The organism is Corynebacterium sp. UMB0012 (assembly GCF_030216265.1).
Lineage (GTDB): Bacteria > Actinomycetota > Actinomycetes > Mycobacteriales > Mycobacteriaceae > Corynebacterium.
Map to the genome: position 1 here is coordinate 1 of NZ_JASOKQ010000018.1, position 25,790 is coordinate 25,790.

At 57.3% G+C, this 25,790-nt stretch carries 41 protein-coding genes; 27 read left to right on the forward strand and 14 right to left on the reverse strand.

Annotated elements, in window-relative coordinates; translation table 11 throughout:
- Positions 1 to 42: 42 nt before the first annotated feature.
- Both QP324_RS08900 and QP324_RS08905 read right to left on the reverse strand, forming a co-directional pair.
- On the reverse strand, positions 43 to 1,140 hold the full coding sequence (locus tag QP324_RS08900; protein WP_284815689.1) for a site-specific integrase: 1,098 nt from the start codon (positions 1,138 to 1,140) through the stop codon (positions 43 to 45).
- 87 nt (positions 1,141 to 1,227) lie between these two features.
- Positions 1,228 to 1,578: a helix-turn-helix domain-containing protein gene (locus QP324_RS08905; RefSeq protein ID WP_279107992.1), complete on the reverse strand. Its 351-nt coding sequence runs from the start codon at positions 1,576 to 1,578 to the stop codon at positions 1,228 to 1,230.
- Between the two features lie 337 nt (positions 1,579 to 1,915).
- Here QP324_RS08905 and QP324_RS08910 point away from each other — a divergent pair, with 337 nt between their 5' ends.
- The 22 genes from QP324_RS08910 to QP324_RS09015 all read left to right on the forward strand — a co-directional run bounded on the left by QP324_RS08910 (position 1,916) and on the right by QP324_RS09015 (position 12,833).
- On the forward strand, positions 1,916 to 2,230 hold the full coding sequence (locus tag QP324_RS08910; RefSeq protein WP_284815691.1) for a hypothetical protein: 315 nt from the start codon (positions 1,916 to 1,918) through the stop codon (positions 2,228 to 2,230).
- Positions 2,220 to 2,630 carry a dUTP diphosphatase gene (dut, locus tag QP324_RS08915; RefSeq protein WP_284815693.1) on the forward strand — a complete coding sequence of 137 codons (411 nt, stop codon included), beginning with the start codon at positions 2,220 to 2,222 and terminating at the stop codon, positions 2,628 to 2,630. Before QP324_RS08910 ends, dut begins: the two co-directional genes overlap by 11 nt.
- Before the next feature lie 2 nt (positions 2,631 to 2,632).
- Positions 2,633 to 2,824, forward strand: coding sequence for a hypothetical protein (locus tag QP324_RS08920; protein WP_284815695.1), 192 nt, complete (start codon positions 2,633 to 2,635; stop codon positions 2,822 to 2,824).
- Positions 2,825 to 3,004: 180 nt separating this feature from the next.
- Positions 3,005 to 3,190, forward strand: coding sequence for a helix-turn-helix domain-containing protein (locus tag QP324_RS08925; RefSeq protein ID WP_284815696.1), 186 nt, complete (start codon positions 3,005 to 3,007; stop codon positions 3,188 to 3,190).
- Entirely contained in the window at positions 3,190 to 4,188 is a 999-nt protein-coding gene (locus QP324_RS08930) for a hypothetical protein (RefSeq protein ID WP_284815698.1), read from the forward strand. The genes QP324_RS08925 and QP324_RS08930 overlap by 1 nt, the downstream gene beginning before the upstream one ends.
- Position 4,189: 1 nt before the next feature.
- Positions 4,190 to 4,528 carry a hypothetical protein gene (locus QP324_RS08935; protein ID WP_284815700.1) on the forward strand — a complete coding sequence of 113 codons (339 nt, stop codon included), beginning with the start codon at positions 4,190 to 4,192 and terminating at the stop codon, positions 4,526 to 4,528.
- Positions 4,528 to 5,361 (forward strand): recombinase RecT, encoded by an 834-nt coding sequence (locus QP324_RS08940; protein ID WP_284815701.1) that lies wholly within the window; start codon positions 4,528 to 4,530, stop codon positions 5,359 to 5,361. The genes QP324_RS08935 and QP324_RS08940 overlap by 1 nt, the downstream gene beginning before the upstream one ends.
- Positions 5,361 to 5,681 carry a hypothetical protein gene (locus QP324_RS08945; protein ID WP_284815702.1) on the forward strand — a complete coding sequence of 107 codons (321 nt, stop codon included), beginning with the start codon at positions 5,361 to 5,363 and terminating at the stop codon, positions 5,679 to 5,681. The genes QP324_RS08940 and QP324_RS08945 overlap by 1 nt, the downstream gene beginning before the upstream one ends.
- Positions 5,681 to 6,199 carry a single-stranded DNA-binding protein gene (locus QP324_RS08950; protein ID WP_284815704.1) on the forward strand — a complete coding sequence of 173 codons (519 nt, stop codon included), beginning with the start codon at positions 5,681 to 5,683 and terminating at the stop codon, positions 6,197 to 6,199. Before QP324_RS08945 ends, QP324_RS08950 begins: the two co-directional genes overlap by 1 nt.
- Before the next feature lie 9 nt (positions 6,200 to 6,208).
- The gene (locus QP324_RS08955; RefSeq protein ID WP_284815707.1) at positions 6,209 to 6,466 is read left to right on the forward strand and encodes a hypothetical protein; all 258 of its coding nucleotides are present in this window, start codon (positions 6,209 to 6,211) and stop codon (positions 6,464 to 6,466) included.
- 2 nt (positions 6,467 to 6,468) lie between these two features.
- Positions 6,469 to 6,651: a hypothetical protein gene (locus tag QP324_RS08960; RefSeq protein ID WP_284815709.1), complete on the forward strand. Its 183-nt coding sequence runs from the start codon at positions 6,469 to 6,471 to the stop codon at positions 6,649 to 6,651.
- A gap of 171 nt (positions 6,652 to 6,822) precedes the next feature.
- A complete protein-coding gene (locus QP324_RS08965; RefSeq protein WP_284815711.1) occupies positions 6,823 to 7,011 on the forward strand; it encodes a hypothetical protein in 189 nt (62 codons plus the stop codon).
- Positions 7,012 to 7,135: 124 nt separating this feature from the next.
- Complete coding sequence (locus QP324_RS08970) at positions 7,136 to 8,050, forward strand: hypothetical protein (RefSeq protein WP_284815713.1); 915 nt, start codon at positions 7,136 to 7,138, stop codon at positions 8,048 to 8,050.
- Between the two features lie 8 nt (positions 8,051 to 8,058).
- Complete coding sequence (locus tag QP324_RS08975; RefSeq protein ID WP_284815714.1) at positions 8,059 to 8,658, forward strand: hypothetical protein; 600 nt, start codon at positions 8,059 to 8,061, stop codon at positions 8,656 to 8,658.
- A 231-nt stretch (positions 8,659 to 8,889) separates the two neighbouring features.
- Entirely contained in the window at positions 8,890 to 9,588 is a 699-nt protein-coding gene (thyX, locus tag QP324_RS08980) for an FAD-dependent thymidylate synthase (protein ID WP_284815716.1), read from the forward strand.
- Positions 9,575 to 9,952: a hypothetical protein gene (locus tag QP324_RS08985; protein WP_284815718.1), complete on the forward strand. Its 378-nt coding sequence runs from the start codon at positions 9,575 to 9,577 to the stop codon at positions 9,950 to 9,952. The genes thyX and QP324_RS08985 overlap by 14 nt, the downstream gene beginning before the upstream one ends.
- A 195-nt stretch (positions 9,953 to 10,147) precedes the next feature.
- Complete coding sequence (locus tag QP324_RS08990; RefSeq protein WP_284815720.1) at positions 10,148 to 10,513, forward strand: hypothetical protein; 366 nt, start codon at positions 10,148 to 10,150, stop codon at positions 10,511 to 10,513.
- Positions 10,506 to 10,847: a hypothetical protein gene (locus QP324_RS08995; RefSeq protein ID WP_284815722.1), complete on the forward strand. Its 342-nt coding sequence runs from the start codon at positions 10,506 to 10,508 to the stop codon at positions 10,845 to 10,847. Before QP324_RS08990 ends, QP324_RS08995 begins: the two co-directional genes overlap by 8 nt.
- Complete coding sequence (locus QP324_RS09000; RefSeq protein ID WP_284815723.1) at positions 10,844 to 11,179, forward strand: hypothetical protein; 336 nt, start codon at positions 10,844 to 10,846, stop codon at positions 11,177 to 11,179. The genes QP324_RS08995 and QP324_RS09000 overlap by 4 nt, the downstream gene beginning before the upstream one ends.
- Before the next feature lie 2 nt (positions 11,180 to 11,181).
- Complete coding sequence (locus QP324_RS09005; protein WP_284815725.1) at positions 11,182 to 11,697, forward strand: hypothetical protein; 516 nt, start codon at positions 11,182 to 11,184, stop codon at positions 11,695 to 11,697.
- A gap of 354 nt (positions 11,698 to 12,051) precedes the next feature.
- Positions 12,052 to 12,447, forward strand: a complete 396-nt coding sequence (locus tag QP324_RS09010) for a hypothetical protein (protein ID WP_284815727.1) — start codon at positions 12,052 to 12,054, stop codon at positions 12,445 to 12,447.
- A gap of 62 nt (positions 12,448 to 12,509) precedes the next feature.
- The gene (locus QP324_RS09015; protein WP_284815729.1) at positions 12,510 to 12,833 is read left to right on the forward strand and encodes an HNH endonuclease; all 324 of its coding nucleotides are present in this window, start codon (positions 12,510 to 12,512) and stop codon (positions 12,831 to 12,833) included.
- 69 nt (positions 12,834 to 12,902) lie between these two features.
- Here QP324_RS09015 and QP324_RS09020 read toward each other — a convergent pair whose 3' ends face one another.
- The 12 genes from QP324_RS09020 to QP324_RS09075 form a co-directional block, all read right to left on the reverse strand.
- Positions 12,903 to 13,181, reverse strand: coding sequence for a hypothetical protein (locus QP324_RS09020; protein ID WP_284815731.1), 279 nt, complete (start codon positions 13,179 to 13,181; stop codon positions 12,903 to 12,905).
- A gap of 39 nt (positions 13,182 to 13,220) precedes the next feature.
- Entirely contained in the window at positions 13,221 to 13,406 is a 186-nt protein-coding gene (locus tag QP324_RS09025) for a hypothetical protein (RefSeq protein WP_284815733.1), read from the reverse strand.
- Positions 13,407 to 14,276 carry a DNA cytosine methyltransferase gene (locus QP324_RS09030; RefSeq protein ID WP_284815735.1) on the reverse strand — a complete coding sequence of 290 codons (870 nt, stop codon included), beginning with the start codon at positions 14,274 to 14,276 and terminating at the stop codon, positions 13,407 to 13,409.
- Between the two features lie 11 nt (positions 14,277 to 14,287).
- The gene (locus tag QP324_RS09035) at positions 14,288 to 14,998 is read right to left on the reverse strand and encodes a site-specific DNA-methyltransferase (RefSeq protein WP_284815737.1); all 711 of its coding nucleotides are present in this window, start codon (positions 14,996 to 14,998) and stop codon (positions 14,288 to 14,290) included.
- Positions 14,999 to 15,000: 2 nt separating this feature from the next.
- Entirely contained in the window at positions 15,001 to 15,666 is a 666-nt protein-coding gene (locus QP324_RS09040) for a hypothetical protein (protein WP_284815739.1), read from the reverse strand.
- A gap of 100 nt (positions 15,667 to 15,766) precedes the next feature.
- Entirely contained in the window at positions 15,767 to 16,285 is a 519-nt protein-coding gene (locus QP324_RS09045) for a hypothetical protein (protein ID WP_284815741.1), read from the reverse strand.
- A 112-nt stretch (positions 16,286 to 16,397) separates the two neighbouring features.
- On the reverse strand, positions 16,398 to 16,736 hold the full coding sequence (locus QP324_RS09050; protein WP_284815743.1) for a hypothetical protein: 339 nt from the start codon (positions 16,734 to 16,736) through the stop codon (positions 16,398 to 16,400).
- Positions 16,737 to 16,820: 84 nt separating this feature from the next.
- Complete coding sequence (locus QP324_RS09055) at positions 16,821 to 16,985, reverse strand: hypothetical protein (RefSeq protein ID WP_284815744.1); 165 nt, start codon at positions 16,983 to 16,985, stop codon at positions 16,821 to 16,823.
- Between the two features lie 109 nt (positions 16,986 to 17,094).
- On the reverse strand, positions 17,095 to 18,021 hold the full coding sequence (locus QP324_RS09060; RefSeq protein ID WP_284815746.1) for a hypothetical protein: 927 nt from the start codon (positions 18,019 to 18,021) through the stop codon (positions 17,095 to 17,097).
- Positions 18,022 to 18,133: 112 nt separating this feature from the next.
- Positions 18,134 to 18,550 carry a hypothetical protein gene (locus QP324_RS09065; protein ID WP_279107942.1) on the reverse strand — a complete coding sequence of 139 codons (417 nt, stop codon included), beginning with the start codon at positions 18,548 to 18,550 and terminating at the stop codon, positions 18,134 to 18,136.
- A 104-nt stretch (positions 18,551 to 18,654) separates the two neighbouring features.
- Positions 18,655 to 18,930, reverse strand: coding sequence for a hypothetical protein (locus QP324_RS09070; RefSeq protein WP_284815749.1), 276 nt, complete (start codon positions 18,928 to 18,930; stop codon positions 18,655 to 18,657).
- 55 nt (positions 18,931 to 18,985) lie between these two features.
- Complete coding sequence (locus QP324_RS09075; protein WP_279107940.1) at positions 18,986 to 19,165, reverse strand: hypothetical protein; 180 nt, start codon at positions 19,163 to 19,165, stop codon at positions 18,986 to 18,988.
- An 846-nt stretch (positions 19,166 to 20,011) separates the two neighbouring features.
- Between QP324_RS09075 and QP324_RS09080 the strand changes: the two genes are divergently transcribed.
- From QP324_RS09080 to QP324_RS09100, 5 genes are all read left to right on the forward strand, one after another.
- A complete protein-coding gene (locus QP324_RS09080) occupies positions 20,012 to 20,374 on the forward strand; it encodes a hypothetical protein (protein ID WP_284815752.1) in 363 nt (120 codons plus the stop codon).
- Positions 20,371 to 21,837 (forward strand): terminase large subunit, encoded by a 1,467-nt coding sequence (locus QP324_RS09085; RefSeq protein ID WP_284815753.1) that lies wholly within the window; start codon positions 20,371 to 20,373, stop codon positions 21,835 to 21,837. The genes QP324_RS09080 and QP324_RS09085 overlap by 4 nt, the downstream gene beginning before the upstream one ends.
- A gap of 35 nt (positions 21,838 to 21,872) precedes the next feature.
- The gene (locus QP324_RS09090) at positions 21,873 to 23,321 is read left to right on the forward strand and encodes a phage portal protein (protein ID WP_284815784.1); all 1,449 of its coding nucleotides are present in this window, start codon (positions 21,873 to 21,875) and stop codon (positions 23,319 to 23,321) included.
- Between the two features lie 5 nt (positions 23,322 to 23,326).
- Positions 23,327 to 24,934, forward strand: coding sequence for a hypothetical protein (locus QP324_RS09095; RefSeq protein ID WP_284815755.1), 1,608 nt, complete (start codon positions 23,327 to 23,329; stop codon positions 24,932 to 24,934).
- A 292-nt stretch (positions 24,935 to 25,226) separates the two neighbouring features.
- Positions 25,227 to 25,784: a hypothetical protein gene (locus tag QP324_RS09100; RefSeq protein WP_284815757.1), complete on the forward strand. Its 558-nt coding sequence runs from the start codon at positions 25,227 to 25,229 to the stop codon at positions 25,782 to 25,784.
- The last annotated feature ends 6 nt before the right edge of the window (positions 25,785 to 25,790 follow it).

The following is a 25,790-nucleotide window of genomic DNA, read 5'->3' on the forward strand; positions in this document are numbered from 1 at the left end:
GTCGGGATAACAGGAGTTTAACCGGAGTGTGGCCTGACCTGCCTAAACAGCCCTACCAAAATGGTCCGTGCCCACATCTTGCCCACCACTGAAAAGGCTATCGAACGCGGCAGTAGCCGAGCTAAGGTCTTCGCGGAACAAGTCCGAGTAGCGGTCTAGCGTTTCCGTCGCCGTCGCGTGGCCGAGCTGGTGCTGCACCACTTTAATGTTCGCACCATTGGACACCATGAGAGACGCAGCCGTGTGCCGCAGGTCGTGGATACGTAACTGTGTCGGAATGTTCTGGTCTATATCATTGGCTCGTTTCTTCGCGCCGTCGTACCATGACCGGCCTTTGGGGCGCCTAAGGTAGCCGCCGTCATGCGATAGGAATAGTGGGGCGTTCTGCGCGCGCCCGCGCGTGAGTTCCCGGAGCATGTCTTTGACGAACGTGGGGATTGAGATCCACCTGTCCTTGCCGTTCTTCGGCCTGCCGAGAACCACCTCATTGCGGACGACGCTGGCGGACTGCCAGATGTGCAGGGTGTTGTCGTTGGGCGAGAGGTCTTTGATCCTTAAGCCGGCGGCTTCGCCCCACCTGGGGCCGGAGGTTCCAAGTAGGTATATGAGGATCTCATGCTGCCGCGTGCGTGTGGCGCTGGCGAGGGTCTCGAGTTGGTCGAACGAGAGGTAGAGTTTCTCGCGTCGTGCGCGTTCGGGTTTGTCGATGTAGGAGACGGGGTTGTCTGCTTTGTCTACGCCGGCGCAGTCGAGTAGCTGCTTGAGTAGGCTTAGGTTCCTCGTGGCTACCGAGCGACCGTAGCCTTCGTTGTCTATCCAGGATTGGACTTCCTGCCGCGTGATGGTGCTGGCGCGCCTGTGTCCCCACGCGGGTATGATGTGGTTGGCGAGTGCTTTGAGGTAGACGTCTTGGGTGCCTGGGGTGCGGCGGCTTAGGCGTTTCTCGAGTCGCGGCTTGAATGTGCGTAGCGGATCTTCGTTGGCCTTTGGTGCGGCGCCGAGTTTGAGTTCTGCTTCGCGTTTGCTGGCTTGGGCTTTGGTCTTGAAGCCGCGCTCGTCGGTGCGTGTGCCGTCGGGTTTGGTGAAGCGTACGCGGTAGCGGGTGGTTCCGTCTTTTAGTGTGTATGCTGATATGCTCATTGGTGGGTTACGCAGTCTCCAAGCTGTGTTTCCTTAGGTAGATAGGTGCCGGTGTTCCTTACGTGGGGGCGCCGGCCCTTTTTATGTCTAGCTTTCCTGGGGTGGGAAGTTCCTGGGGTCGAGGTTGTATCGGACTTGGCCTTCGATTGGTACGGCGTACTCGTCGTCTTTGGCGTATTGTTCGCGCCAGCGGATGTTGTGGATTGCTTGGGATAGCAGGGTGTCTGGGTGTACGCCGATGGCGTCGCAGATCACTACGTATTCGTGGAGGTTGGGGCTGGATTCTCCGCGTAGGTATCGGCTGGTTTGGCTGGGGGATATTTCTGCTAGGCGAGCTACTTGCCGTTGGGACATGCGCCGGCGGGCTAGGTGTTCGCGTAGTAGGGAAGCGACTTCGCGGGATACTTTGTCGGGTGTCTTTCTTGGTCCACTGCTCATACCGCAATTATAGCCATACGGTGCCACTTTATGCCACCAGTTGACATTGTGTGCCCATTTAGGCACAATGAATTGCGGCGGAAAACACCGCACTACCGAAAGGACAGCAGTGACTAACTACCTAAACACCAAAGAAGTAGGCGACCACTTCAACGTCAGTCCAACCGACGTCGCCTATTGGTGCAGCATAGGGCTAGTAAAAGCGCTGCCCCGAAACGTGGCACGCGCCCCCTGGCGGATCCAGCCAGAAGAAATCGAACGCCTAGAACTCGAAGGGCTACCACCCTCCAGGCGAACCCTCGAACGACGCTAACGTGCCCATATAGAAAGGTTGAACATGAACGACAACACTTGGGACAACATCACCGGCGAAGACATCGAAGCCGCCTACGTCGACGAACTGCCCAAGGAAATGAACACCAACCCGCAGGAAGTACTCGCCGGCCTATTCAAAGCCATCAAGCTCGCCCGCCGAAACATGATGATCATTTCCACGCAGGCGTCCGTGCCAGTCGCCGCCAACACCGTAGACATCGCCTTCCAGGACATTAGCTCCGCAGTGAAGATGGCTGGCGAAATCGTCAACTCGCGCGCCAGCTATGAAGAAGCAGACGCCGAGAACAACAACCAGGAGGACAACAATGAAGGTTAAGCTCAACAAGCACGGCTTCCTGCCAACGCGCGGCCATGACACCGACGCCGGCCTAGACCTCTACGCGCCAGTGGACATTGCCCTGCCAGCAGACGGGGTAGTAAAGGTTGACCTCGGCATCTCTATCCAGCTACCAGTAAGCACCTACGGAAAGATCGAGGGACGATCCAGCCTAGCCGCCCGTGGTATCGACGTCCTCGGCGGCGTAGTAGACGAGGGCTACCGTGGCGAAATTGCCGTGGTACTCAAGAACAATTCCTCCCACCGGATCAACTTGAACCGTGGCGACCGTATCGCGCAGCTCATCGTGCAGCCCTACATTGCAGTCACCCCAGAACTGGTAGACGACCTCGACGACACGGAACGCGGAGCCGGCGGATTCGGATCCACAGGGAGCTAACCGTGGCAACAATCCTCGCAGACATTGTTGTGGTAGCACTCGGCCTACTCGCCATCGCCGTTGCCGTCGCCTGCCTAATGGCGGGCATGTCCAGGCCACGCACCTTCCTCAACGCCGCCACTTTCACAACCATCGGACTTCTATCTGCAATCACAGGCGCAGGGCTAATCATCGCGCCGTTCGGAGTGCTATGAGAGACAAACATTTTGGAGCGTACGTACTCACCAAAGACGGGCTAAGCCCCCTCGCAGAAGACAAGTTTCTCGGCCAAGCGGTAGACATCGCCCGCAAAGCCAAGAACCTACACCCCGAACTATCCGTGCATGTCACGTACAAGAAAGACGGAGAAGCCAAGTCAATACTGGAGTTACAAAATGAATGACGATTACCTCACCGTGGAGGAAGCCGCCAAGCGCCTAGACGTATCCACCCGCACGGTACGCCGGCGACTCGCAGACGGCACCCTCACCAAGTACCACTTCCCCAAGCGGCCACGAACCCCGCTACTCAAGCGTGAGGAAGTAGAAGCAATTGACCAGCCAGTCGAAAAGGAACAGTAGTGGCAGTAGTAAAGAACCCGCCGGCGCCCGGCACTGACGAGTGGAAGCGCATGGTCACCGCGTCCAAGGTTGCGCCCATGATCACCAACAAGTCCACCGGCGACTACCTGGGAATCGGCTACGTATCCGCCTACGAACAGTTCATGGAAATGGCAGGCAAGTGGGAGCGCACCATTGACGCCGCCACCCAAGCCATGTTCGACGACGCGCACGACGCGGAAGACTACGCGGTCAACGTGTGGAAGCGGAAGAACCCTGGCTGGCGCACCTCGAAAGGCGAAGTCGCCTACACCGACGAGTCGCTACCATTCCCGAACCTCGTAACCCTAGACCGCCGTGCAGTGCGCGGGCGAGCCAAGCGAATCATTGAGGTCAAGCGACCTCGAGTGCCGCGCGGCGTGGAAGACAAGTGGCTAGTCCAAGTCCAATTCCAGATGGGTGTATCTGGTATCCACCAGGCAGACCTCGTGGAAGTGCCCGTGTATGGCGAACCAGTAATCCACAAGATTGAGTTTGACCAGGGCTTGTATGACGGTATCTGCAAAGACGCCGAGAAGTTCTACAACCTCATCGAGTTGGACTTCCCGCCAGCGGCAGGCGACTCCGAGCACGCGAAGGAAATCCTCGCAGCCCTCAACCCCGTGGACGATACGCAGCCGGCAGTGCAGCTCGACCAGGACATGATGGACGGACTACTCGACGCGTGGAAGGACCTGAAAGCCGCAGAAGACCGCGCCCTCGAGTGGGAGAACATGGTCACCGAGCGTATGGGGCAAGCGCCGAAAAGCGAGTACGACGGCAGGGTAGTAGCCGCCCGTACCGCCCCACGGTTCGCAGTGTCCCGCGTACCCAAGGACATGAAGCAGCACCTCGGAGACCCGGACGTGACCAGCGAAAAGTTGGACACCAACAAGCTCCGAAAGAAATACCCGGACGTGTACGAAGCCGCCCTAGGCGACTCAAAGTTCACGTTCAAAAGGAAGGAATGGTTGAAGTAACATGCACCCAATCATCGACAAAGCAGTAGGCGAAGGCTGGCCCGTCACCGAACTAATCGACGTAGTGGAAGCGTTCGGCATGTCCCTCGACGTGACTGAAAACAAACCGGCAGCAGCCGAGATCGCAATCCCACCAAGGGAAGCGCACGTGCCAGTGTCCCTATTTGAGTACGCCGAACCAGAAGTGGCAGACCGCAAGCGCAAGCACTGGTCCGAGCGTGACTGGACCGCCCTGGAACAGTACGTGCAAAGCGAACTATCCGCCCGCGAAATCGCGGAACGAATGGGCCGCACCCCGAAAGCAATTGAACACAAACTAGCGCAGCTAAAGGAGCAGTAATGCCACGCCAACTATCTGACTTCTCCGAAAAGGAGCAGGCAATCATTGAGCAGATGGGCTACTCGCATATCCCCATCGCCCACCTCGAAGCGTTCTTTACTACCGCGCAGGCCATGCAGCTCGACCCGCGCCTTAAGAAAGACATTGTGCTGATTGAGCGCAAGTCCAAGAAGGGCGGCAAGACCTACACGATCCAGGTGGGTATCGCCGGCTACCGCAAGTCCGCACGAAAGATCGCAGACTCGAAGGGTCTATCTATCAAGGTGTCGCCGTGGAAGTTCGCGGGCGAGGACGGACAGTGGCGCGAACTGTGGTCCTTCAAGCGTGACGGTATGCCACTCGCAGCACAGGTGACCGTGTACCGCGATGGTGAACCGTTCGTACAAACCGCCATGTGGGACGAGTTTGCGCAGACCTTCAACGACGGAAGCCCGATGGCGCTGTGGGCGTCGAAGCCGTCGTACATGCTGGGCAAGACTGCCGAATCGCTGGCGTGGCGCCAAGCCTTCCCGGACGAGATGGGCAACACCTATGAGGAATCGGAAGTGGCAGCTATGAGCCGCCAGGACGAGCAGGACGAGCAGCCTTCCATCGAGAAACCCAAAGGTGGCCTGCAAGACGCCGTGGTTGTAGAAGAGCAGCCAGCAGCCATTGAGCAGCAAGGAACCAACGGACTCACCAAGGAAGAGCAGGAGCTACTCGACGACCTCATGCAGGAAACCAGCGTGTCCGAATTGCAGCAGGCGTACCGAGACGTCGCACAACTCGCGGGTGCGAAAGTCCTCCAGGAGAAGATCACCGAACGAGCACTAGCACTTAAGGAGCAGCAGTAATGATTGAGTACCTCAACGCACACGCAGACCAAGAGGACATGCCAGAACCACTCATGGCAATGGTGGCTATCAACGTAATCCGCACCCCAGAAGGCGCGCCCGTGCCCATGCTTGTGCCGAACATTGTGGTGCGGCCAGACCACCCGGAGAATTTCGACAAGGTAGACCTCACCACCGCATTGAGCATGGCGCTAGGTGAAGTGCTGTATGCGCGCGGCGTAGACGAAGGAAAGCAGCAAGAACTCGAAACCGCTTTCAATGAAGTCGCCAAGAACATGCGCATTGGATACCACGTAGCAAAGATCGGAGACGAACAGTAATGGCACTGCCAGAAATCATCATCAACGGAAACGCCACCCGAGACGCCGTAGCAGGCACCAGCAAGGACGGACGCCGCTACCTGTTCGTGACCGTGGCACAGAACAAGTCCCGCAAGCTAGAGGACGGCACGTGGGAAGATGTGCGCTCAATCTTCTTTGACGTGGCCTACTGGGACGTGCCAGCAGACATCACGATCCCGAAGAAGGGCGACCGTGTGAAAGCCGCCGGCCAGCTATACACGGAGCTGGAAGAGTACGAGGGGCAGCAGCGCATGAAGGTTCGCCTAGACGCCTACGGTATGCGCGTGTTCCGCAACGAGAACAGTGGGTGGCCGAACCAGCAGCAGGGACAGGGCCAGCAGCAAGGGCAGCAGTACCAGCAGCACCAGCCGCAGGGCGGGTTTGGGCAAGGCCAGCAGCAGCCACAGCAGCAGGGCCAGGGGCAGCAGCAGTCCTACGACCCGTGGAACAGCGCGCCCGCACAACCACCCGCAAACAACGACGAGCCACCGTTCTAAGGAGCGCCCATGAACCTCATCAGTGTCTACAAATCAAGACTGTGGAAACGCTGGTACGTAGCCTGCGGCACCCACATCTTCATCAACACCCCAGACTGGAAGCACGCATACGAAGCAGCCGACATGCTAGTGCGGAACTACAGGAAGAGCGATCTTCTGGAGTTTGCAAAGCAGGATCGGCAGCTCGAAATTATGGGCGAACAGGACTACCGCTCATCAACGACTGGGGAAGAAGCAACAATCATCGCATTTGGGTGGAAGGAATAAGCATGAGCGCCCGTGAAAAGCGAGCAATGGAATACCTCGAAGAATACGACCACTTCATTCAATTCATGCCACACGAAGCGGCAATCCAAGAACTCGCCCGCCAATACGGCGTAGTAGAACACACCGTGAAATCCAACATATCCGTAGCACGACGGGCAATGACCAGGGAGTTAACAGCATGTTAGTCACACTAATCGCCATAGCAATCCTCGCTATCGCCATCGTCAACAGTGTCCTACTTGTAAGCGTTAGGTCGAAAGTCCTGCACCTCGAACAAGTCCAATGGCAGATCCGAATGGCAATCGAAGAAGCCCGAGCCGACACCATCAACGTCATTACCAGCAAGGAGGGAACAGGTGTCTAACAGCAAGCGCTACACGCCGGGTGTCTACGCGCCCGTACGCCCGTCAGACGCGCGCCGGCTGGCCGAAAACTGGCCGGAAGGCACCATCGTGCGAGCAGTGTTCGACACCCTAGGCGCCCTCGACGACCAGGTAGTGCTCAACGGAAAGCGTAGAGATTCCCGTGCAGTACCCCGACGTTAAAACCTTCCGCCCAGAGGACGTAGCCAACGCCCTCAGAGCGGGCTGGAAATACCTACCCGGATACCCATACGCAGAACCCGCGCGCGTAGGCGCAGCAATACCACTAATCAAGGAGGTGTAAGAAATGCCGTGGTTCAAAGTTGACGATAGTTTCTACGACCATCCAAAAGTAGAGAATCTTTCAATGGCGGCTCGTGGTCTTTGGCTAACGTGTGGAGTTTGGTGCGCAAAGCACCTCACCGATGGCGTGATTTCAGCTAAGCGTGTCCGCGCCCTCGGCGGCACCCCGGCGCAGATTAAAGCGTTAATTAAGAACGGATTGTGGTCTGAATGCAAGGGCGATTCTGGTGCTAAATGCTATGCATTCCATGATTGGTTTGACATGCAACCCTCGCGTGAACAGATCTACGAAAAACGCGAAATCGAACGACAAAAGAAACGCAAACAGAGAACTAATCAAACAAGTGATAACGCTACAACAAGCAGGTTTGACGAAATGTCCCCAAGGGACACGAGTGGGGACAACCCCAGGGACAACCCAAGGGACTCCCTAGGTCTGTCCCTTGCCCCCGACCCGACCCGACCCGACCCGACCTTAAGAAAGAAAGAAAACTCTACAAAAGGAAAGAAAGAGCGCAGCGCTCAAAGCGCATACGCCGATGAGTTTGCGGAGTGGTACGCGGACTATCCGCGTAAGCGCTCACGCAAGCAGGCGGAGAAGGCGTTTGCTAAGGCGCGCAAGAATGGTGCCACCGTCCAGGAGTTGACCGAGGGTCTAGCGCGGGCGAAGCGTTCGTGGCAACTCGAAGGCCGGGACTCGACGAAGATCCCTTACCCCGCGTCGTGGCTCAACGCCGAGGGTTGGGCAGACGAGGAAACCACACCGCAGCAAACGCAGCCACCGTCCAAAGCGCAGCAGTACCTCGAAATCGGGCAACGCCTAAGCCAGCAGGCGCAGCGTGACAGTGACCGGCAACGCCAGATACTCGAAGCGAACCGCAACGCCACCAGCCCAGACGACATAATCCCGCCCTTTTAGGAGACACTATGAACCACCAGGAAGCAGTGCAGATAGCCAGTCAGGTAATCGCCTACGGTTCCGCAGCAGCACCAGCGCAATTCCCCAAGCCGGAGGACATTGTGGTGCAGGTGTGGGCGGACATTCTTGGCGAGATCAACGTGCCGCCGGAGGTGTGGCGTGACGCCGTGAAGCTGTGGGCGGCTTACCACGCGGGCGACCGTATGGCGACACCTCGTGAGATTGTCAGTGCAGCCCGTGACGTGGTGAAACGCTGGGAAGTGGACTCGTCTAAGCGGTGGCCGCTGGAAGCATGGCGGTGGAATGCGCGTGTGCAGCGTGCGAAGAAGATCTATGGTTCGGAGTTTGCGTTGGACAAGGTGGTGCCGCCGCCGTATTGGACGGGTATCGACACCTCGATTGACCCGTCAGGTGTGAACTATCTGGAGGTTGCGCGTGACGGTTGGCGTCGGGCGCAGGACCAGGAGCCGGAGGTGGAGTTGCCGCCAGCGGAGTTCTTTTCCCGCATGAAGCGCTCACTCGAAGCGAACAGGGTTGACCGGGCGCTTGAAAGTGGGCCGGACGATAGTAAGAAAGACGCTCAAATCGACGGCCAGCGGCGCCGCTAACGAACTAAACGTGCCTAAGTGGACACACATGCCCGAGGGGTAAATTCAACGCCGCAAAACGGCACACAGAACAATCAACGACAGGAGAAGAAATGATCTACGCATGGCCGCACGACGACACCAACGAGCCAGGCCCAGACGAACTCGAAGAACTCGAAGATGACTCTTGGAAAGACCGCGCCTACGACCTATGGGCAGACCGCTAAACACCAACCACCGAAAGGACACACCATGACCAACATTGTCACCCCGCAAGTACACCTACTCGCACACACCAAGATTGATGAGAAAGCAATCAGCGAGTACATGAGTATCCAGGACGCTTCCACCGACGCGGAAACCCTACTCACGATGGCCGGACGGAACTGTTACCGCAGCTTCCACCGCCCGAACAGTAAGACCTATGACGACGCGGACTACCTCCGCCGTACCCTAGGCGACCAGGGGCACTGGAGTATTGCCGAGCACGCCAGCGCAACGTTGTATTTCACCGGCGTATCCCGTGCTTTCCTCACCGAACTCACCCGCCACCGGCACTTGAGTTTCAGTGTAGAGTCGCAGCGTTTCATCAACGCCAACGACGCGAATGTAGTCATGCCGCCAGCCATGCGTTACCTCGATGAAGGCTCGAAAGAAAAATTCCTTTGGCGCGTAGATGAAAACATCATCGACTACAAGGACGCACAGGCCACCCTCGCTCACCACTCAAAGAAAGAGCGCAACGAAGCAGCCCGCGCCCTGCTACCTAACGCGGTAGAGACCCGCATGGTAGTCACCGGCAACCTGCGCGCATGGCACGAGGTAATCCAGCGCCGCACAAAGCCAGACGCCGACGCAGAAATGCAGGAAGTCATGCGCATGGCCCGCGAAGCCCTCAACCCCGTATCGCCCATCATCTTCCCCAAGGAGAACACCAATGACCGCAAATAAACTAAACCTCCCACCTAGCCATGACACCCGCCGATTTACCCACCACGGATACCAATGCGCAGTGATCATGGGGCCAATGACCATCAACGGCTACATCGCCCTCCCAGACGGGCACCCGTGGCTGGACTGCCCAGACTCACTGGAAGTCCACCCCGACATCGACGTTCACGGTGGAATCACCTACCACGAAGGCAACACCATCGGATTCGACACCGGCCATCTCGGCGACGGCCAACACCCCGACGCCCCACACAGGTATCCATCTCGCTTCACCGGCCACGTCTGGAGCTGGGACGAAGTTGAAGAAGAAACCCGCCGACTCGCCACCCAAGCCAAAAACGCAGAAAAGGAGGACACGGCATAGCCATGCCATGCCACGTTATGCCAGGACTTGACAGTTTGTGCCGAAATGGGCACAATGAAACGCAGTGGGCACTCACCCACGGCGAAACAACCCCCTACGAGTGGTGCGTCTACATGAACGGCGTCCCCCAAAAGCGATTCATACGCAGGGAAGACGCAATCCACTACCTAGACGAAATCAGCAAGGAGAACAACAATGACCGACCAAGCAACACAACTTGACCAGAACGAGGGCCTACGCATGATATCGCTGGAAGCGCGAAAGCAACTCGACCGAGTGGAAATCGGTGGGCGCGTACCCCAGGACATTGCCGTCGCAGCGCTAAAGGAGGTATCAGGTATGCGATATAAGTACGCCGCCCAAGTCTGGCGCCCACTACTCGGCAAGTGGCTATTCGTAGGGCCATCTGGACTATGGGAATCGACCCGCCGTGCCCGCTGGTACATGCGACCCGACACCGCAGAACACATGGCCGCCGAAAAGTACCCAGGCGAGCAGGTGCAGATTGTGGCACGTGCCTACAGCCAGCCAGTGCCAGTGGGAGAGGACACCAATGACTAAGACCCTTGCAGACCTCGCACCCCACGACCGTGCCGATTACGTGGGCATGTGGGTAGACGTGCCACATAAACCGCACCCCGTGGCCTACATGGGCGACTTCGAAAGCACTGGAGAAATCAAGTACGGCGCAGTCATCTTTGACCCACGCTACGGCACCAACTACGAGCGGCTCGACGATTGCGCACTACGCCCCGACCTAGCTCGCGCATGGAACCCAGACGGAACACCACCAGCAGGGGAATGGGAGTGCGCCAAATTCCTAAGTCACTACCAAGGTATGAGCGGAGTGTACGTCTTACAACGCCGCTTCGTAAGCGAATGGGAGGAAGCATGACCAACCGAAACAAGGCCGCGAACCTCATCACGGAAGCCGCCCGCGAATCAGAACTCCCAACCGAAGTCGCCGTCAACGCAGTAGAAGCCCTCCAACAAGCCGGCCTACTCGCACCCGAGCGAATGATCCCATACCCGCGCCCACCCAAGGACGTACACCAGCCCGCATGGGCACTACGAGACGGAGCAGACGACTACTCCCGAAGCTGGGTATCCGTAATGGGAAGAACCATATGGCTAATCCACGGAGAAGGTGGAAGCTACGCCATGACCACCAGCCAAGCCCACGACCTTGCCGCAGCCCTACTATCCGCAATCAACCACCAGGACTAAGCATGGACATCATCAAAGACATCTGGGGCAGCTACCGCGAGCACACCAACTGGGGCGGCGTAGCAATCGACGTGTTTATCCTCATCGGGCTGTTCGCCAACGTGCTCCAGGCGGTACGCGAACCAACCGGCGACAACATACTAGACGCCGCCATCTTCACCTGCTTCACCATCGCCGTAATCGTCGGCGGGTGGGGCTTACGCGCGTACGCACGCACGAGCCGATACCGCGACCTCGGCACCATGATCGCCTACACCGCCGAGCTACACAAGCAAGTCGTTGTGGCGCAAGGCGGCAACGGTTGCTACTACATCGACGCCGAGCCAGGCGAAGCCCACGACCTGCGAGGAATCTACACCGACGAAATCATCATCCGATACGGGCTAACCCCCAGTGGTGAACTGGTCACCGCCTACCGGATCACCGGCGACCAGGAAGCCGTGACCATCGCCGGAATCCTCGAAACCACCAAGCACAACTACCTCACCAACTACACAGGAGACCATGATGGCGAATAGCAGGGGCCAATGTGCCTATATGAACACAACAACCGGCATAAAGTTCACCCGCAACGCCTACCCCGAAGCGTTCCACCCGCATGAAATCATCGTCGCCGGGGCCACAATCCAAGACGCAAAAGAATGGACACGCCAACACGGACTCAACGGCGCACACCTCATCTGCCTACGCCCGCACGCGCGACACAACACCCACGAACTCATCGGAATCCGAGCCGTCATGCTCACACCACGGCTCGAACGAGAAACCATGAGCCTAGCGCGTATCGAAGAAGCCACATTTAAGTGCATGTTAGGTTCCGCGCCCGTGCTACCCACCCACTACAGGCGCACAGGCGACCAGGAGGTTGCCTAATGTACCGCGACAGCAAGACCAGGTGGACACTCAACCTGCCCTACCAAAAGCCGCCGCTCAACATGAACCAGCGCCTACATTGGGCTAAAAAAGCGAAGCTCACCAAGAATGTGCGCAGCTCAGCCTACTTTCTCGCGCGCTCACAACGCATACCCGCCTACAAGCACATCAACGTGCAACTGCACTACGTTCCGCGCGACAACAGGCGCCGCGACCCGTCCAACCTCATCGCCACACAAAAGCCACTCGTAGACGGGCTAGTAACCGCCGGAGTAGTGCCAGACGACACGCCCGAGTACGTCACCGAAGCCATGCCCAAGATCCACCCCGCCAACAAGACCACAACCGCCCGCATGTGGCTCACCATTGACGCCAGCGACCCCAAACAGGGATAAACTATCGCGCGTAGGCACACGCGCCCACACAGGCGCGTACGCACGCGTATAGGAGGTATCTAATGGCCGTCAGGTCAGGCCGCGCGGGTAGGCGCTGGCGCAGGGCAGTGGAAGCAGTCAAAAAGCGCTCCCAGGTGTGCGAACTATGCGGCGAAGCAATCGACATGGATCTAAAATTCCCAGACCCCATGAGTTTCAGCGCAGACCACATCATTCCGCGCTCCGAAATGGACGACGACGATCCAAGGCTCGAAGACCCCGATTGGCTCCAGTCCACGCACTTAAAGTGCAATTCCTCCAGGCAGAACATGTCAATGGCCGATTGGCGCGCCCGCCAGGACGAAGCGGAAGAATTTACCCGCACATGGTCACGCCAGTGGCTGTAAAAACGACAAAAGCCCCCACCCGGTAGCCGAAACTACTAGGTGGGGGCTTATACGCGTGCGTACACGCGCCTACGCGCAATACAGGTCACGTTGTAGCTGGAGATCGGCAGACTGTACGGCGCGGCGATCCGACTCGCACCAGTCCAGGATCTCATCGTGCATAAACGCCGCGTAGGAGTCCGCAGCAAGCCACGCTCGCGTGTCCGACGTCTCTACTACGCTATGCACGTGCGCGTTCTGAATTGACCCGTTAGCGGGCCAGAACAGCATGTCGTGCGTGTAGGAGGACAACTGGGACGTCTCCACGCGGTAGTGGATCTGCTCGTAGGTGCGGAACTCAAAGCTCATAGGGTAGTAAAACCTTCCAGTAGAAGTGACGAAAATATATTAGCAGGTGCGTTCGACACGTCGCAGAACGTGCCAGATAAATACACCCGCGCCAACCGACATCGCGATCAGTGGAATGGCACCCCAACCAAAAGCAATAACCGTTTGTGCCAGCAACAACACCGGAAACCCAACAACAAACGCACCAACAACCAGCACAAAAATCATAAGATCCAAAAATTCCATTTAATCCACAACTCCAAACAACTGTTCCAAAGCAAAAGCGCCCTGCAAAGGGCAAACACCATTGCCCAAAATTTTCAAAATATCTTTCCTAGACAGGCCAGGAACCCCCGAAACAAAGCCACGCGGCAGACCCATCATCCACTCCGGCAGCTCCACATTCATCACACGCTCACCACGCGCGCCCGACACCACAGGGACAGGAGCACACCCCATCGTTTCCTCCCACCTCAAAATAGCGTCGGCATATCGCCCGAACTGCTCGGCAACGACAGATCGTCTACGTCCACGTAGCGACTCACCCCATCCGAACCGATCACAGGAAAATGGGCGTCCACCACCGGCAACTCGGGCGAACGACGCCGCAAGCTCCCCGCGTGATTCCCGCGCTTCCAATCCGAACTCAAAGGAGTCGGCAATAACGGCAAACAATCGCGGTCGGTGGTGCGGTGCCCCAACATCGGCAGCTCGTACAACCGCCCATCGCACATCAAGCCCCGCGCTGGCACAGTCCCGGAGTACTTCATCGAACCCCAAGGCAAGGTGGCCGCGCACATTCTCAACGAATGTGAATTGCGGTCGTAACGTGCGAATGGCGTCAAAGACGACAGGCCATAGGTGTCGCTCATCTTCTACTCCCGCCCGCCTACCGGCGGTGCTAAAAGGCTGGCAAGGATAGCCCGCAGTCAACACATCAACCCCGTCCAGGGACGACATATCCAACTGTGTAATATCACCAAGATTAGGCACACCCGGATAGCGATACTCCAGCAGAGCACACGCCGCCGGATCAATCTCCACATGCCAAGCAACTACCGCATCGGGAAAGACAGTCTGAACCGCTAAGTCCAGGCCACCCATACCCGTGAACATGCTTCCAACCCTCACAGCGGCAGCACTCCCTGCGCCAACCGCAGTTGGATCAGGTTGCAATAGCTTGGATCTTTCTCAATCCCAATCGCACGCCTGCCCAACTCGCGCGCCGCCAACAACGTCGTTCCCGAACCGGCAAACGGATCAATCACCACATCGCCCGGCTCGGTAAACCATTCAATGAACTGGCGAACCATCGGCATAGGCTTCTCGGTGGGGTGCTCCGTCAACCGCGCCGACGGCAGGTAAAAATTCCCAGCATGACCGCCACCATTCCACGACGCGCGGCCCGGCTTATGGAAATACGCAATAGCTTCCCAACCCTGCGCCGGCCTATCGCCCGTCAACTGTGGCATGGGATTAGTCTTTACCCACGCGCCCACGCGCATAACTCGCAGCCCCTTAGGCGGCTCATGCTCATACGCAACCGCCATCGAGTAGTCCAGGTTGGCAACAACCCACGACTTAGACACGCGCGCGCACGCGGAAAGAATAGGCGTCAACTCCCAATCGTCAACGTGACGAAAGTTGATAGGGCTAGAGGTACGGGAACTAACAGACTTTTTATTGCCAGACCGCGCGTTTTTGTGGGTGCGCTCCGAAAAAGGCGGATCAGTAATCACCACACCATGCCCGCTTGGCAACAACGGCAGCACTTCCGCACAATCGCCCCTATATAGGCACACGCCGTCCTCATCGTAAACAGGATCAAGTTCCGCCATGCCTAACGCTCCGCCTTAGTCGCCAGGTACTCATCCCAAGCACCATCAGGCAACGCGAACTTAGCTAAGTCAATTGCAGACAAACCACCGAACAGGTCACGGGCGGAAACATCATTAACGCCGAGCACCCGCTGGAGGACGTCAATCATGCGGCACAAGTTGAACAGGACAGGATCATCGCCCTCCGACAGGTGATCCTCACCCGCGCCCGCGCGATCCTCATCGCCCTCCGAGTCCAGGCGCTCAACACGCACATAGGGGGCGAACAGTAGCGACAAGCGCCTAACCTCCGAGTGGGTCACGCCGCGCTCAACTTCATCAAGCGACAAAGACAAGCTCCACTCAACGCCGTTTGACTTCCAATAGTCACCGTCATCGTCTCGCACAATCACGCCCGGAAAGTCCACGGCATACGCTTCCGCTGGCACGGTATCGTCCGCACGCTCACTCGCACTCTCGCACTCGCACGTACGCGGGTAGAGGATACGATCTGCAACCGTCCAGAACTCCAGCGCCGTGAAGTTCAACACGCGGTCATTCCCCTTAGCAGCGGCCAGGCAGTCCACAATTTCTACACACTCGCGCGCGCTAGGGGAATGGCCGTCGTCTTTCAAGGTGCGATTAACCATCGAAATGGCAGCAGCCTTAGGGACAGTCTCGCCCCTCATATCAAACAACATTATGTTTTCTTTCAGGTAGAAAAATGGGTTACATGGTTGAACGTCTCAACCACTAGCGGAGGTGCCTAAACAGGCACCAACCTAGCGACTAAGTGCGATCGTCAACGCGGATAGTGCAATCAAAAGCAGCCACGGAACCATTAAGGGCAAACCCCGCACCCTCAATCGCGCCCGTCAACAGGTCACAATCATCTTCGCGCCATGTGTAGTTACGCGACCACACGGGGCCAACACCGTCGGGATAGGCAATCACGTACACCTCAACCGATTGACCATCATCATCCGAGTCCAGGACAGACAGATATTCTTCCTCAAACGCGATCGCCAGCGGCTCCGAGGTAGTCGGCATGGAATAGGTGACAGTCGCAAAAGCGGGGTTGCCAATTTCGGCAAACTCAACCTGCCCGTTGGTGTAGGTAACCTCCGAGTCCGGATCGTGCTCACTCCAGCGCTCCAGCACGGATAGCTTTTGTTCAACGGACAGGCCCATCTGGTCTGCGAACAGGGCAACCTCAACACCGTTCATCGTCTCGGCAATTTCCCACAGGGACGTGTACGCGCTTTTAGTAGACGTAGAGACATTGTTTAGGGACAGGTTCAAAGACATAGAAACTCCTTAGGTAGTAGGTGAATTAGGTGGCGTTTTCGCCACCCCGTCACGTACACAGGCGCGCCTATGCACATGCGGGGCAACGTGCCTATACAGGCACGCGCGCGGGTTATTTAACCCAGTGGTGAACATTGGACAGGGCGGTGGCTAGGCTATCCGCGCCCGTCACGTAGGTGCCAGCGCAGTCCGTGACAGGGCGGCCGCAGTCATTTTCGTCCAGCTCATAGACCGTGTAGAACACGTCCAGCGCGTCTGCACCGTCGTCCGTACGGTCGAAACGCACGGTTAGGATCATGTACTCGCGTTCGTTGATGTCCAGGCGGGCAATCCCGTCATTGTCGATAACCTCAAAGTCAACACCGAGTGCCAAGCAGAGATCATCAACCTCAAGGTTATTCAGGCCGTCGGTGGTGCGTAGTAGATCGTGTGCGATCTGGGGGTAATTCATTTCAATTCCTTAGGTAGTAGGTGGTGTCCCGATATGGCAACAATAGCCCACATCGGGCACGGGGGCAAGGTGTGGGGGTAGTGATTAATCCTCCAGGCTAATCGCCTTAGCAGCCGCCAAAAATTCTTCCAGCTCGGAGATCGTGAAGTATCCCAGCACGTCACCCGCGTTAGTGACCTCAATGTGATCCGGCGTCGAGTCATCGTAATTCAGTTCCGCCGCGCCGTCGTTAATGTAGAAACCAGACATGATATTTCCTCTCGGTAGGTAGTGTTAGCGACTTTCGCTAACCCGCCGCGTACACGTCACCAGGACATGCACACGCGGGCTAACGCGGCCCCAACAGGCCGCGCCACCGTTACACAGTTGCCAGCGCCTTAAGCTCAAAATCGCCCGTGGCAATCAACTTCTTAATCGCGCGTGCAAACTTCTTTCCACCCGTCGCCTTAAGTTGCGAGTGCCACGTGTTCCGCCCCGCATCCATACGCAGCCAACCACACGTAACGGGTACATGGTGCTCAAACTGGGATAACATGCCCACCAGCTCACCATCTTCTACGCCATGCACGCCCTTTACGGGAACGCTAACCGGCTCATCGCGCCGCGCCGCGCGCTTCTCGTTGCCCACGTGGTCATAAACCGGATCCATCGTGTGCGTAAGTTGCTCACGCCGCGCCGCGTGTCGCTGTCCAGGCAGCTCCACACCCTTAGGTGCGTCAACCGCACCCGCTACAGGCCGCGCGCCGTCCAACCAATCGGCAACGCTAACCGCGCAATCCCAGCCCGTTAGCAGCGCCGCCGCCCGATCCGTAGTACGCCCCGCCGCGTCTGCGAAACGATCCGCAAACGTCTCATACTTTCCAGCCGTGATCCAGCCCGTCACCATTGGGATCACAACCTCCCAATCATCCGCGTTGATTACGAGGTCATGCAGCCCGTCATCCGGTAGCGGATAGACCGCCTTACCGCCCTCACGCGCCCACACGCGCGGAACTCGCACCATACCGGCAGGCGTTTCAAACTCAACACGATCCACGGTTACAGGCCACCGGCGACCGTCTGCCATATCGCCACACGCGATACAGGGTGCAGTACAGGCCGCGCCGATCGTCATGCACTCCACAGGCGCGCCCCAATCCACACGCGCCGCCGGAGACAGGCCCTCAACGTACTCATCAACACGCGCCAACAATTCCATATCGCCCACATACACGTGGGCAAACGTGTCCAGGCCATGCTCAACTACGCCCGCGCAGGACTCGCACAAAAAATCAGGTTCAAACATTTTCATTTCCTTAGGTAGTAGTTCAGGTAGCGATACCGCCACCCCGTCGCGTACATGTCCAGGAACATACACACGCGGGATAGCGTGCCCATACAGGCACGCCACAGGTTAGTTAGACTGCACAGCTCATATACTCGCGCGGCATAATCCCAGACTTTTCGATCTTGTCACTGAAAGCAAAAGCAACTTTGTCCGCAGTTTTCATAGTCAAAAAAGCAGCTTCAGTGAGTCGAGTAACCGAACCGCACGGGCTGATCCACATGACACGATATTCACGTGGAGCATAAGGCGGGTTAACACCCTCAACAAACACGCCCGTGCGAAGAATAGTGTTCACACGCGAACCAAAGAATTTCATCGTGTTCTTCGAGAAATAGTACTCGCCAAAATCAGAGTTACGGCGCTGCATGGAATAGAAGTTATACGGGCGTCCACGGGTCGGTGTGTGCGTTTCCGCTTCCGTAGACATGAGATCCCCCAGCTTTTCCACGGGGATCATGTTGTACTTTTCAACATAGTTGACAGTCATTTCAATTCCTTAGGTAGTAGGTGCGGGGTACTTTTGTACCGCCATAAAGCACGCCTAGACATGTCCAGGCGGGCCATAAAGCAGCGCATAAGCGCCGCCCCGCTTTAACCGTTAATCAGGTCGTCCGCAATATCCAGCAAAAGATCCTTTAGTTCCGCGTCACACTCATAACGTGCAAGTACATCGTCTGTATTGCCTAGTGCGAAAAGTTCCGCAAGATCCGCGCCAATCATTACCGCGCCGTCATCGTCTGCCTTAATCGACGTGGCAAACAATTCAATATCGCGGCGATGATCTTCCAGTAGGTCTACATAATGTGCAGCTTCCACGTAATCCAGATTGGCACGTGCCATAAAGCCAGCGAGTACGTACTTAAACATTCTTAATCCTCAACTCTCCAGGAAACGCCGCCCCCACGGGGACGGCGATTAATTGTTACTTACAAACGTTGGCGAAATGATTGACGACCGCGCGGGCCATATCCAGATCGCCTAGCAACGTGCCTAGCGCGCCGTAGCCGTCGTCCCCGCCCTTACAGGCGGTGGCAATTTCTTCCAGCGCTACTAGCACGGTCTCAAGTCCAAAGTGATTAATGGCAGTGAGAATATCCAACATGGTCATTCCTTAGGTAGTAGGTGTCGCGTGTGCTTGTGCCCACGTCCCTAGTCGCGCGGCTAACGCCGTGCCACTAGGTGACGTGCACGGGCATGACGCCCATGCACGCTTGACCATTAACGCGTTTCACTATTCAGTTGTCATACAGCTTCACAAGTGCGAGCCGCTAACGCACTCCCCTTGCGGGTGTCGCACGCCTTGGTGGCGTGTGCTCGTTGCGCTCTCGTGAACTTGCAAAAATGAATTTACGGCACGCCAAACAGGCACAAAATGCCCAAACAGACGACCAAACCGGCCAGGAACCGCCAAACTCGCAGGCCACAGCGCCGCCGGCGACGCCTGGAAACACACAGCGCCGAGCGTCACCTGGACCCACAAAACCGCAGGTCACAGCACCGCCATACCGACATGACAAACACGGCCAAACACGGACAAAAATGCAGGTCACGAAACATCGAAACACAAAACCGCAGGTCACAGCGTCGCAAACACAACCCTGGGGGGTGACCCCACCACCAGCAACAACGGGAGACGCCCACGCCAACTACCATTTTTCTCCCCGGCAACTTTTGGCCCAGGGACCTCGGGCGCCACTTCGGTTTCGCGGGGCTTGCGAACGGCGACTGGTAGTATTCGCTTTTGAACCTCCGGGCCGGCGTGGCTTCTATTTTCTAGCTACTCAATACGGACATTTTTGGGCGCCGGTTCGGGGGTGCGTTTCGTCGGCGTCTTTCGTTTCCCAGCAACTCGGAAGTTTTGTTTGTCCACTCGTCGGCGGGGCGTTGTGGCGTCGGCTTTGGGCTGGCGCCATTCCTATTTGTGCCGGGTGCGGCTTATTATGTCTGTATGGGTATGAACTTGGAGCCGCCCGTGGACCTTGGGGTTACGGGGCGCGATGTGTGGAATGAGCTTGTGTTTGATCGTGAGCTTGGGTCGGTGCATATGACGTTGATTCATAATTGTGCGCGTATTGCCGACAATTTGGACACGTTTGCGCGCGAGTTCCAGGGCGAGTTGGTGCAGATGGACGAGATGGGTGCGCCGATTGCTAACCCGTTGTTGGCGGAGTTTCGCCAGCAGTTCCTTGCGCTGCGCCAGGTGTTAAAGGATCTTAAGTTGATGGAGCTGCCGGAGGGTCCGCAGGCTGGCAAGCAGGAGTCGAAGTGGGACGCGTGGGCGGAGAAGAAAGGCATTTTGGGTAGATCATGACGTCTGCGTTGGTGTTGCCCGAGACTGGTGTGCAGACGCCGCGTATTGATGTTCACCCTTTGTTCTTTTCTTCTGTTGGTGAGGACGCGGTGTCGTGGACGCATGAGGTTGCGGGCATGTCGCTGTTTCCTTGGCAGGATTATGTCCTGGAGAACATGCTGACGATGAAGAAGGATGGCCGTTGGGCTGCGCCTGATGTTGGTCTTATTGTCCCGCGCCAGAATGGCAAGGGTGAGATCATTCAGGCGCGTGAGTTGTTTGGCATGTTTATGCTGCGTGAGAAGAAGATTATTCACACTGCCCATGAGTTTAAGTCCGCCAAGGAGGGCTTGTCGAAGTTGCAGAATGTGATTGCCCGTTCGCCGGAGTTGTCGGAGAAGGTGCAGATTAAGACGGGCAACACGGAGCCTGGTGTGTATTGGAAGCCGGAGAAACGTGGTGAGCCGTCGCCGCGTATGATTCAGTTCCTTGCTCGTTCGGGTGGTTCTGGTCGTGGTTTCTCGTGTGACTTCCTGGTGATGGACGAGGCGTTTGCTGTGACGATGGAGATGGTGGACGCGATGGAGCCGACGATGGGTGCGGTTCCTAATGCGCAGACACTGTGGGCGTCGTCTGCGGGCTTTGCGTATTCTCACCACTTGGCCGCGCTGCGTAAGCGTGCGTTTGATGGGGATAATGACGACCTTGCTTTTATGGAGTGGTCGGTTGACGAGGACGATTTTGATCCGGGCGATCCTCGTGAGTGGGCGAAGGCTAATCCGTCTGCCGGCTATTTGATGTCGTGGGACTTTTTGAACCGCCGCTTTAAGACGTCGAAGGCTGCGGATAACTTGGCCGGCTTTGCGCGTGAGCACTTGGGCGTGTGGGAGATGTTCGCGGCTAACTCGGAGATCCCGGAGTCGAAGTGGCGCAAGGCTCGCATGGTCTCGTCGGAGATTGTGGACGACCGTGTGGTGGTGTCGTTGGACGTGTCTGCGGCGCGCCGGGCTTCTGTGGTGGTCACTGGTGCTACGGCTGATGGTTCGTTGCAGTCGGAGGTTGTGTTCAATGATGAGGTCTCGCCTGATGTGGTGGCGACTGTGCGCCGGCTGGTGGATAGGTGGGACGTGTTGGGTGTGTGCTTGGACGCGTCTGGTCCTGCGGGCCAGTGGTTGTCTGCGCTTAATGAGGTGGGTGTTGAGGTGAAGCCTTTTGGTTCTCGTATGGTGGCGCAGGCTGATGGTGGCTTTAAGGAGAAGGTGTTGGCTGGCCGGTTTGTGCATGTGGGGCAGAAGGTTCTTGATCATGCGGTGTTGGCTGGTATGTCTAAGCCGGTGGGTGATTTGTGGGTGTTTGATCGTAATTCGGACATTGCGGATATGACGCCGTTGAAGGCGGCTAGTCTGGGTGTGAGTCATTTTGAGTTTCTAATTGGGCAGGAAGTGCGCCATTTGGAGACGTCGGAGGAAAGCTGGTTTTTCTAATGGACATGAAGTTGATTGATGATCTGGTGGGGCGTATGGAGTCGGAGTCGTTGCGGTTGCAGCAGTTCCGGCAGATTGTGGAGTCTGACCAGGGGTTGCCGCCGGTGCCGAGGGACGCGGAGCGTGAGAAGAAGGCGCTGGCTCGCTTGGCTCGTACGCCGTGGTTGCGTCTGGTGTGTTTGTCTACGGCGCAGCCGTTGAAGGTGTCGGGGTATCGGGATCCGGAGCAGGGTGTGGATTCTCCGATGTGGGATACGTGGTTGCGCAATGATATGGATTCTCGTCAGTCGCAGTTGAATTTTGCGGTGGTGACTTTTGGGTATGCGTTTATGCAGTTGACTCCGGGTGAGGATCATGCAGTCATGCGCCCGGTGTCGCCGCAGCAGATGGTGGCCGAGTATGACGACCCGTATGGCGATGAGTATCCGTTGTATGCGCTGCGTAAGGTGCGTGCGGGTAAGTATAAGTTCTTTGACGATGAGCGCATTGTCACCTTGGAGGGTGAGGGTGGTGACTATCGGGTTGTTGATGAGGTGAAGCATTCTGCGGGTGTGTGTCCGGTGGTGTTGTATCCGAACTTGATGGACCTTGAGGGTAATTGCTTTGGTGAGGTGGAGCCGTATGTTGATGTGGCGGCTCGCCTGGACTTGACGACTAATGACCGACTGTTGGTGCAGCGGTTTAACTCGTGGAAGATTTTGTATGCGACGAACATTGTGGCGCCGAAGGGTATGACGGAGGGGCAGAAGGAGCGGGCGAAGATGACGCTGCGCCATGATTCTGTGCTGATGGGAACAGGTGATACGAAGTTCGGCACGCTTGATGAGACGTCTATGACGCCGTTTATCACTGCGGTGGAAAATGATCGTTCGGATTTGTCGGCTGTGTCGCAGACGCCTATGACGATGTTGACGGGCGAGATGATCAATCTGGGCGCCGACGCTATTACTAATTCGTATCGCCCGTGGCGTGAGAAGTTGAAGCAGCGTCGTGACGTGTGGGGTGACGCTCATGCGCGTGCGTTGCGTGTGGCCGCAGCCCTTGAGGGCAACCGTGAGGAAGCGGAGAATTTCGACGCGGTTGTTCAGTGGGAGGACGTTGAGGATCGTTCCCTGGCGCAGACTGCGGACGCGTTCGGCAAGCTGGCGCAGATGTTGGAGGTGCCGCCGGAGGTGCTGTGGGGTCGTATTCCTGGCGTGTCCCAGTCTGATGTTCTCGAGTGGAAGCGCCTGCATGAGGAATTGCGCCGGCGTGACCTGGAGACCGAAGCGATGGCGTTGCAGAGTGATATGTCGTTGCAGGTTGGTGAAGAGTCGGGTGGTGATTTAACCCAGGCTGACGGCACTAAGACGCCGGCGTCGTATGAGGATCAGTCGAAGCCGTGGGACGCGAAGCGTGGCGCGAAGGCTGGAAAGCGTACAGTTGCCCGTCTCAAGCGCAAGGATAAGCGTGATGGTGACGGCGACGGAATTGTAAATGAGTGATATTGATGGCTAGGTCACAGGTTGGCGCCGGACTCACGGAGAAGTATTACCGGCGCACTCGGCTTTTATCCCTCGCCCTTGCCACGGTGCTGCGCGGCCTGTGGGAAGGGATGGGGTTGGCGAAGAAGGAAACAGTACCCGCCCCACTGGTGAAGCGCTGGCTGGACGCTGTGGTGGACGTTATCAACGAGTTCCGCGAGTTGTCGCTGGCGCTGGCCCAGGACTACTTCATTGAGTTCGTGGCGGTGGATACTCCGGAGATCCGCCTGAACCCTATGGGTGGGCAGCGTGCCGTGTGGTCGGGCATGGACGTTAGGCTCGACGACGACTTGGAAGCCCTATCCAAGGTGATGATCAATGGCAGGGTTGCACAGATTCCCAACGCGGCAGTCAAAGTTGTGCAGTCCAATGCAGTCGGTGACGAGTACGAAGTCCAGGACTTAGCCGAGGTCAAGAAAGTCATGGGCGACGACTGGGGCCACTACGACGGAGAAAGCGGCGACGACCCGCTAACCCTCATGCCTGACCCCTACCCGCTCGACGAGGATAACGTGCGCAACCGCATGTTGTGGAAGGGGCCGAAGGGCTACGAGAAGAAGGCCCAGGAGATCCAACAACTCACCCGTGTCAACGGCGACGACACCCCAGGCGCCTTGGAGGAAACGAAGAAGATCCGCATGGCGAAGCAGGCAGACAAGTCGTGGGTGCGCTCGACTAACGCTGCCGTCACACTGGCCGACGCCGGCCAAGGCTTTGTCGCTGCCGCCGCCACGGCACACGCTATGGGCTATGTCCGCGCACTTGGGCCTAACCCGTGCGCCTTCTGTGTCATGCTCGCTGCCCAAGGTGTCGTCTATGAGAAGGGCGCGTGGGACGAGTCCAACGCTCGCTTCCGCACGTGGACCTCTAGCGCCGGCACCACACTGCATGGCGGCTCGGCCAAAGTACATGACGGGTGCCAGTGCCGCCTGGAGCCGGTGTCTATGATTGGCCCTGACGTTAAGCTGCCGCCGTCGGTCACCCATGCGCAGAAACTGTGGGAGGACGCCACGGGCCGGTTCTTTGATATTTCCTGGCAGGAGAAAGTCAACATCTTCCGCAGGGCTTACCATGATGGTGAGCTTGATAGAGACTACCTAGACAACTTGGAGCGAGACATGCTATCCACCGAACGCGACGAACTACGCCTGACTATCCCCAACCTCATGATGCACCTGGCACACACAGAACTGTGGGAGCAAGAGACCGGCGATGATATGTCCATGAGCAAGGACTTCTACCGCGAACAGTTGGACTACCGCCTGCAACGCTGGAATGAAAAAGGCTACGGCGATACCGACTGGACCAAAGAATACGAGTGGACCATTGCCCGCGCCGCAGCCGTATGGACACACGACACCTACGAAGACGGACTAGCCGAGTTCGACGAACTAATAGCCGAAGGCGGACCGGCTACCCGCGATCTAGAAATCAACAAGCACTTCATGCAATGGGTCCACGACCAAGCGCCCGAAGCCCTCGACGAGCGAGAAAAGTACTGGTCCATGTACGTTGGCCCCGTCACCGACGAAGCCGTCATGTTCAACGACCCGAAGATGCCCGAGTTCAATTAGGCATAAGAAAAGGCCCCGCAGCAGTGGACAAAAAATTGCGGGGCCTTTCCTTACGAGCATTACCCATGCGTGAAAAGCGATACCCAAGAGGTCAATCCCACGACGTGAAAGGAACGTGTCGGTACGTACCGAACCGACAACCACAACTGTACCACACCCGGCGCGCCGGGGTTACTTTAGGGTCGGTATCCCTATTTGGGGACTTTGTTGTATTCTGGGGTTTACATGCGGGTGCATGGTTAGTGCGCGACGGCGCAGATAATACGGGCAGAACAGAATTGAGGGATCTTCTATGCCAGAGCAGGATAAGTCCACCGAGTCGGAGAAGAAGGATAGCCAGTCGAGCTTTACCCCGCCTAAGTCGCAGGAAGAGTTTGACCGGATTATTCAGGAGCGTGTGGCGCGGGCGAAGCAGTCTGCGGCTGATGAGGTCCGTAAGTCGTATGAGGGCTTTGTGTCTAAGGACGAGTTTGACGGATTGAAGCAGAAGTACGAGAAGGCCAACAATGAGTTGGGCTTGGAGTATCGCAAGGCTGCGACGCGTGAAGCTGGTTTGCCGGAGTCTATGGCTGATCGTCTCCAGGGTGAGTCTCGGGACGATTGGATGAACGACGCACGTTCGCTGGCGGAGTCGTTGGCTGGGGTTATGTCCCCGGCGAAGGAGCCGTCTGCACAGAAGCAGGACGATGACGATAAGGCTGGCGAGTCTGACGAGCGTGGGGAAGGCGCGTCGGAGAAGGCACAGCTTGAGTCTCGCCCGAAGGAGCAGCGTGGGCAGGCCGGTGGACGTCCTGGAGAGCAAGACGATTTCTCGGTCGAAGAAGTGTTGAAGAAGATTCAACGTATCTAGTAAAGG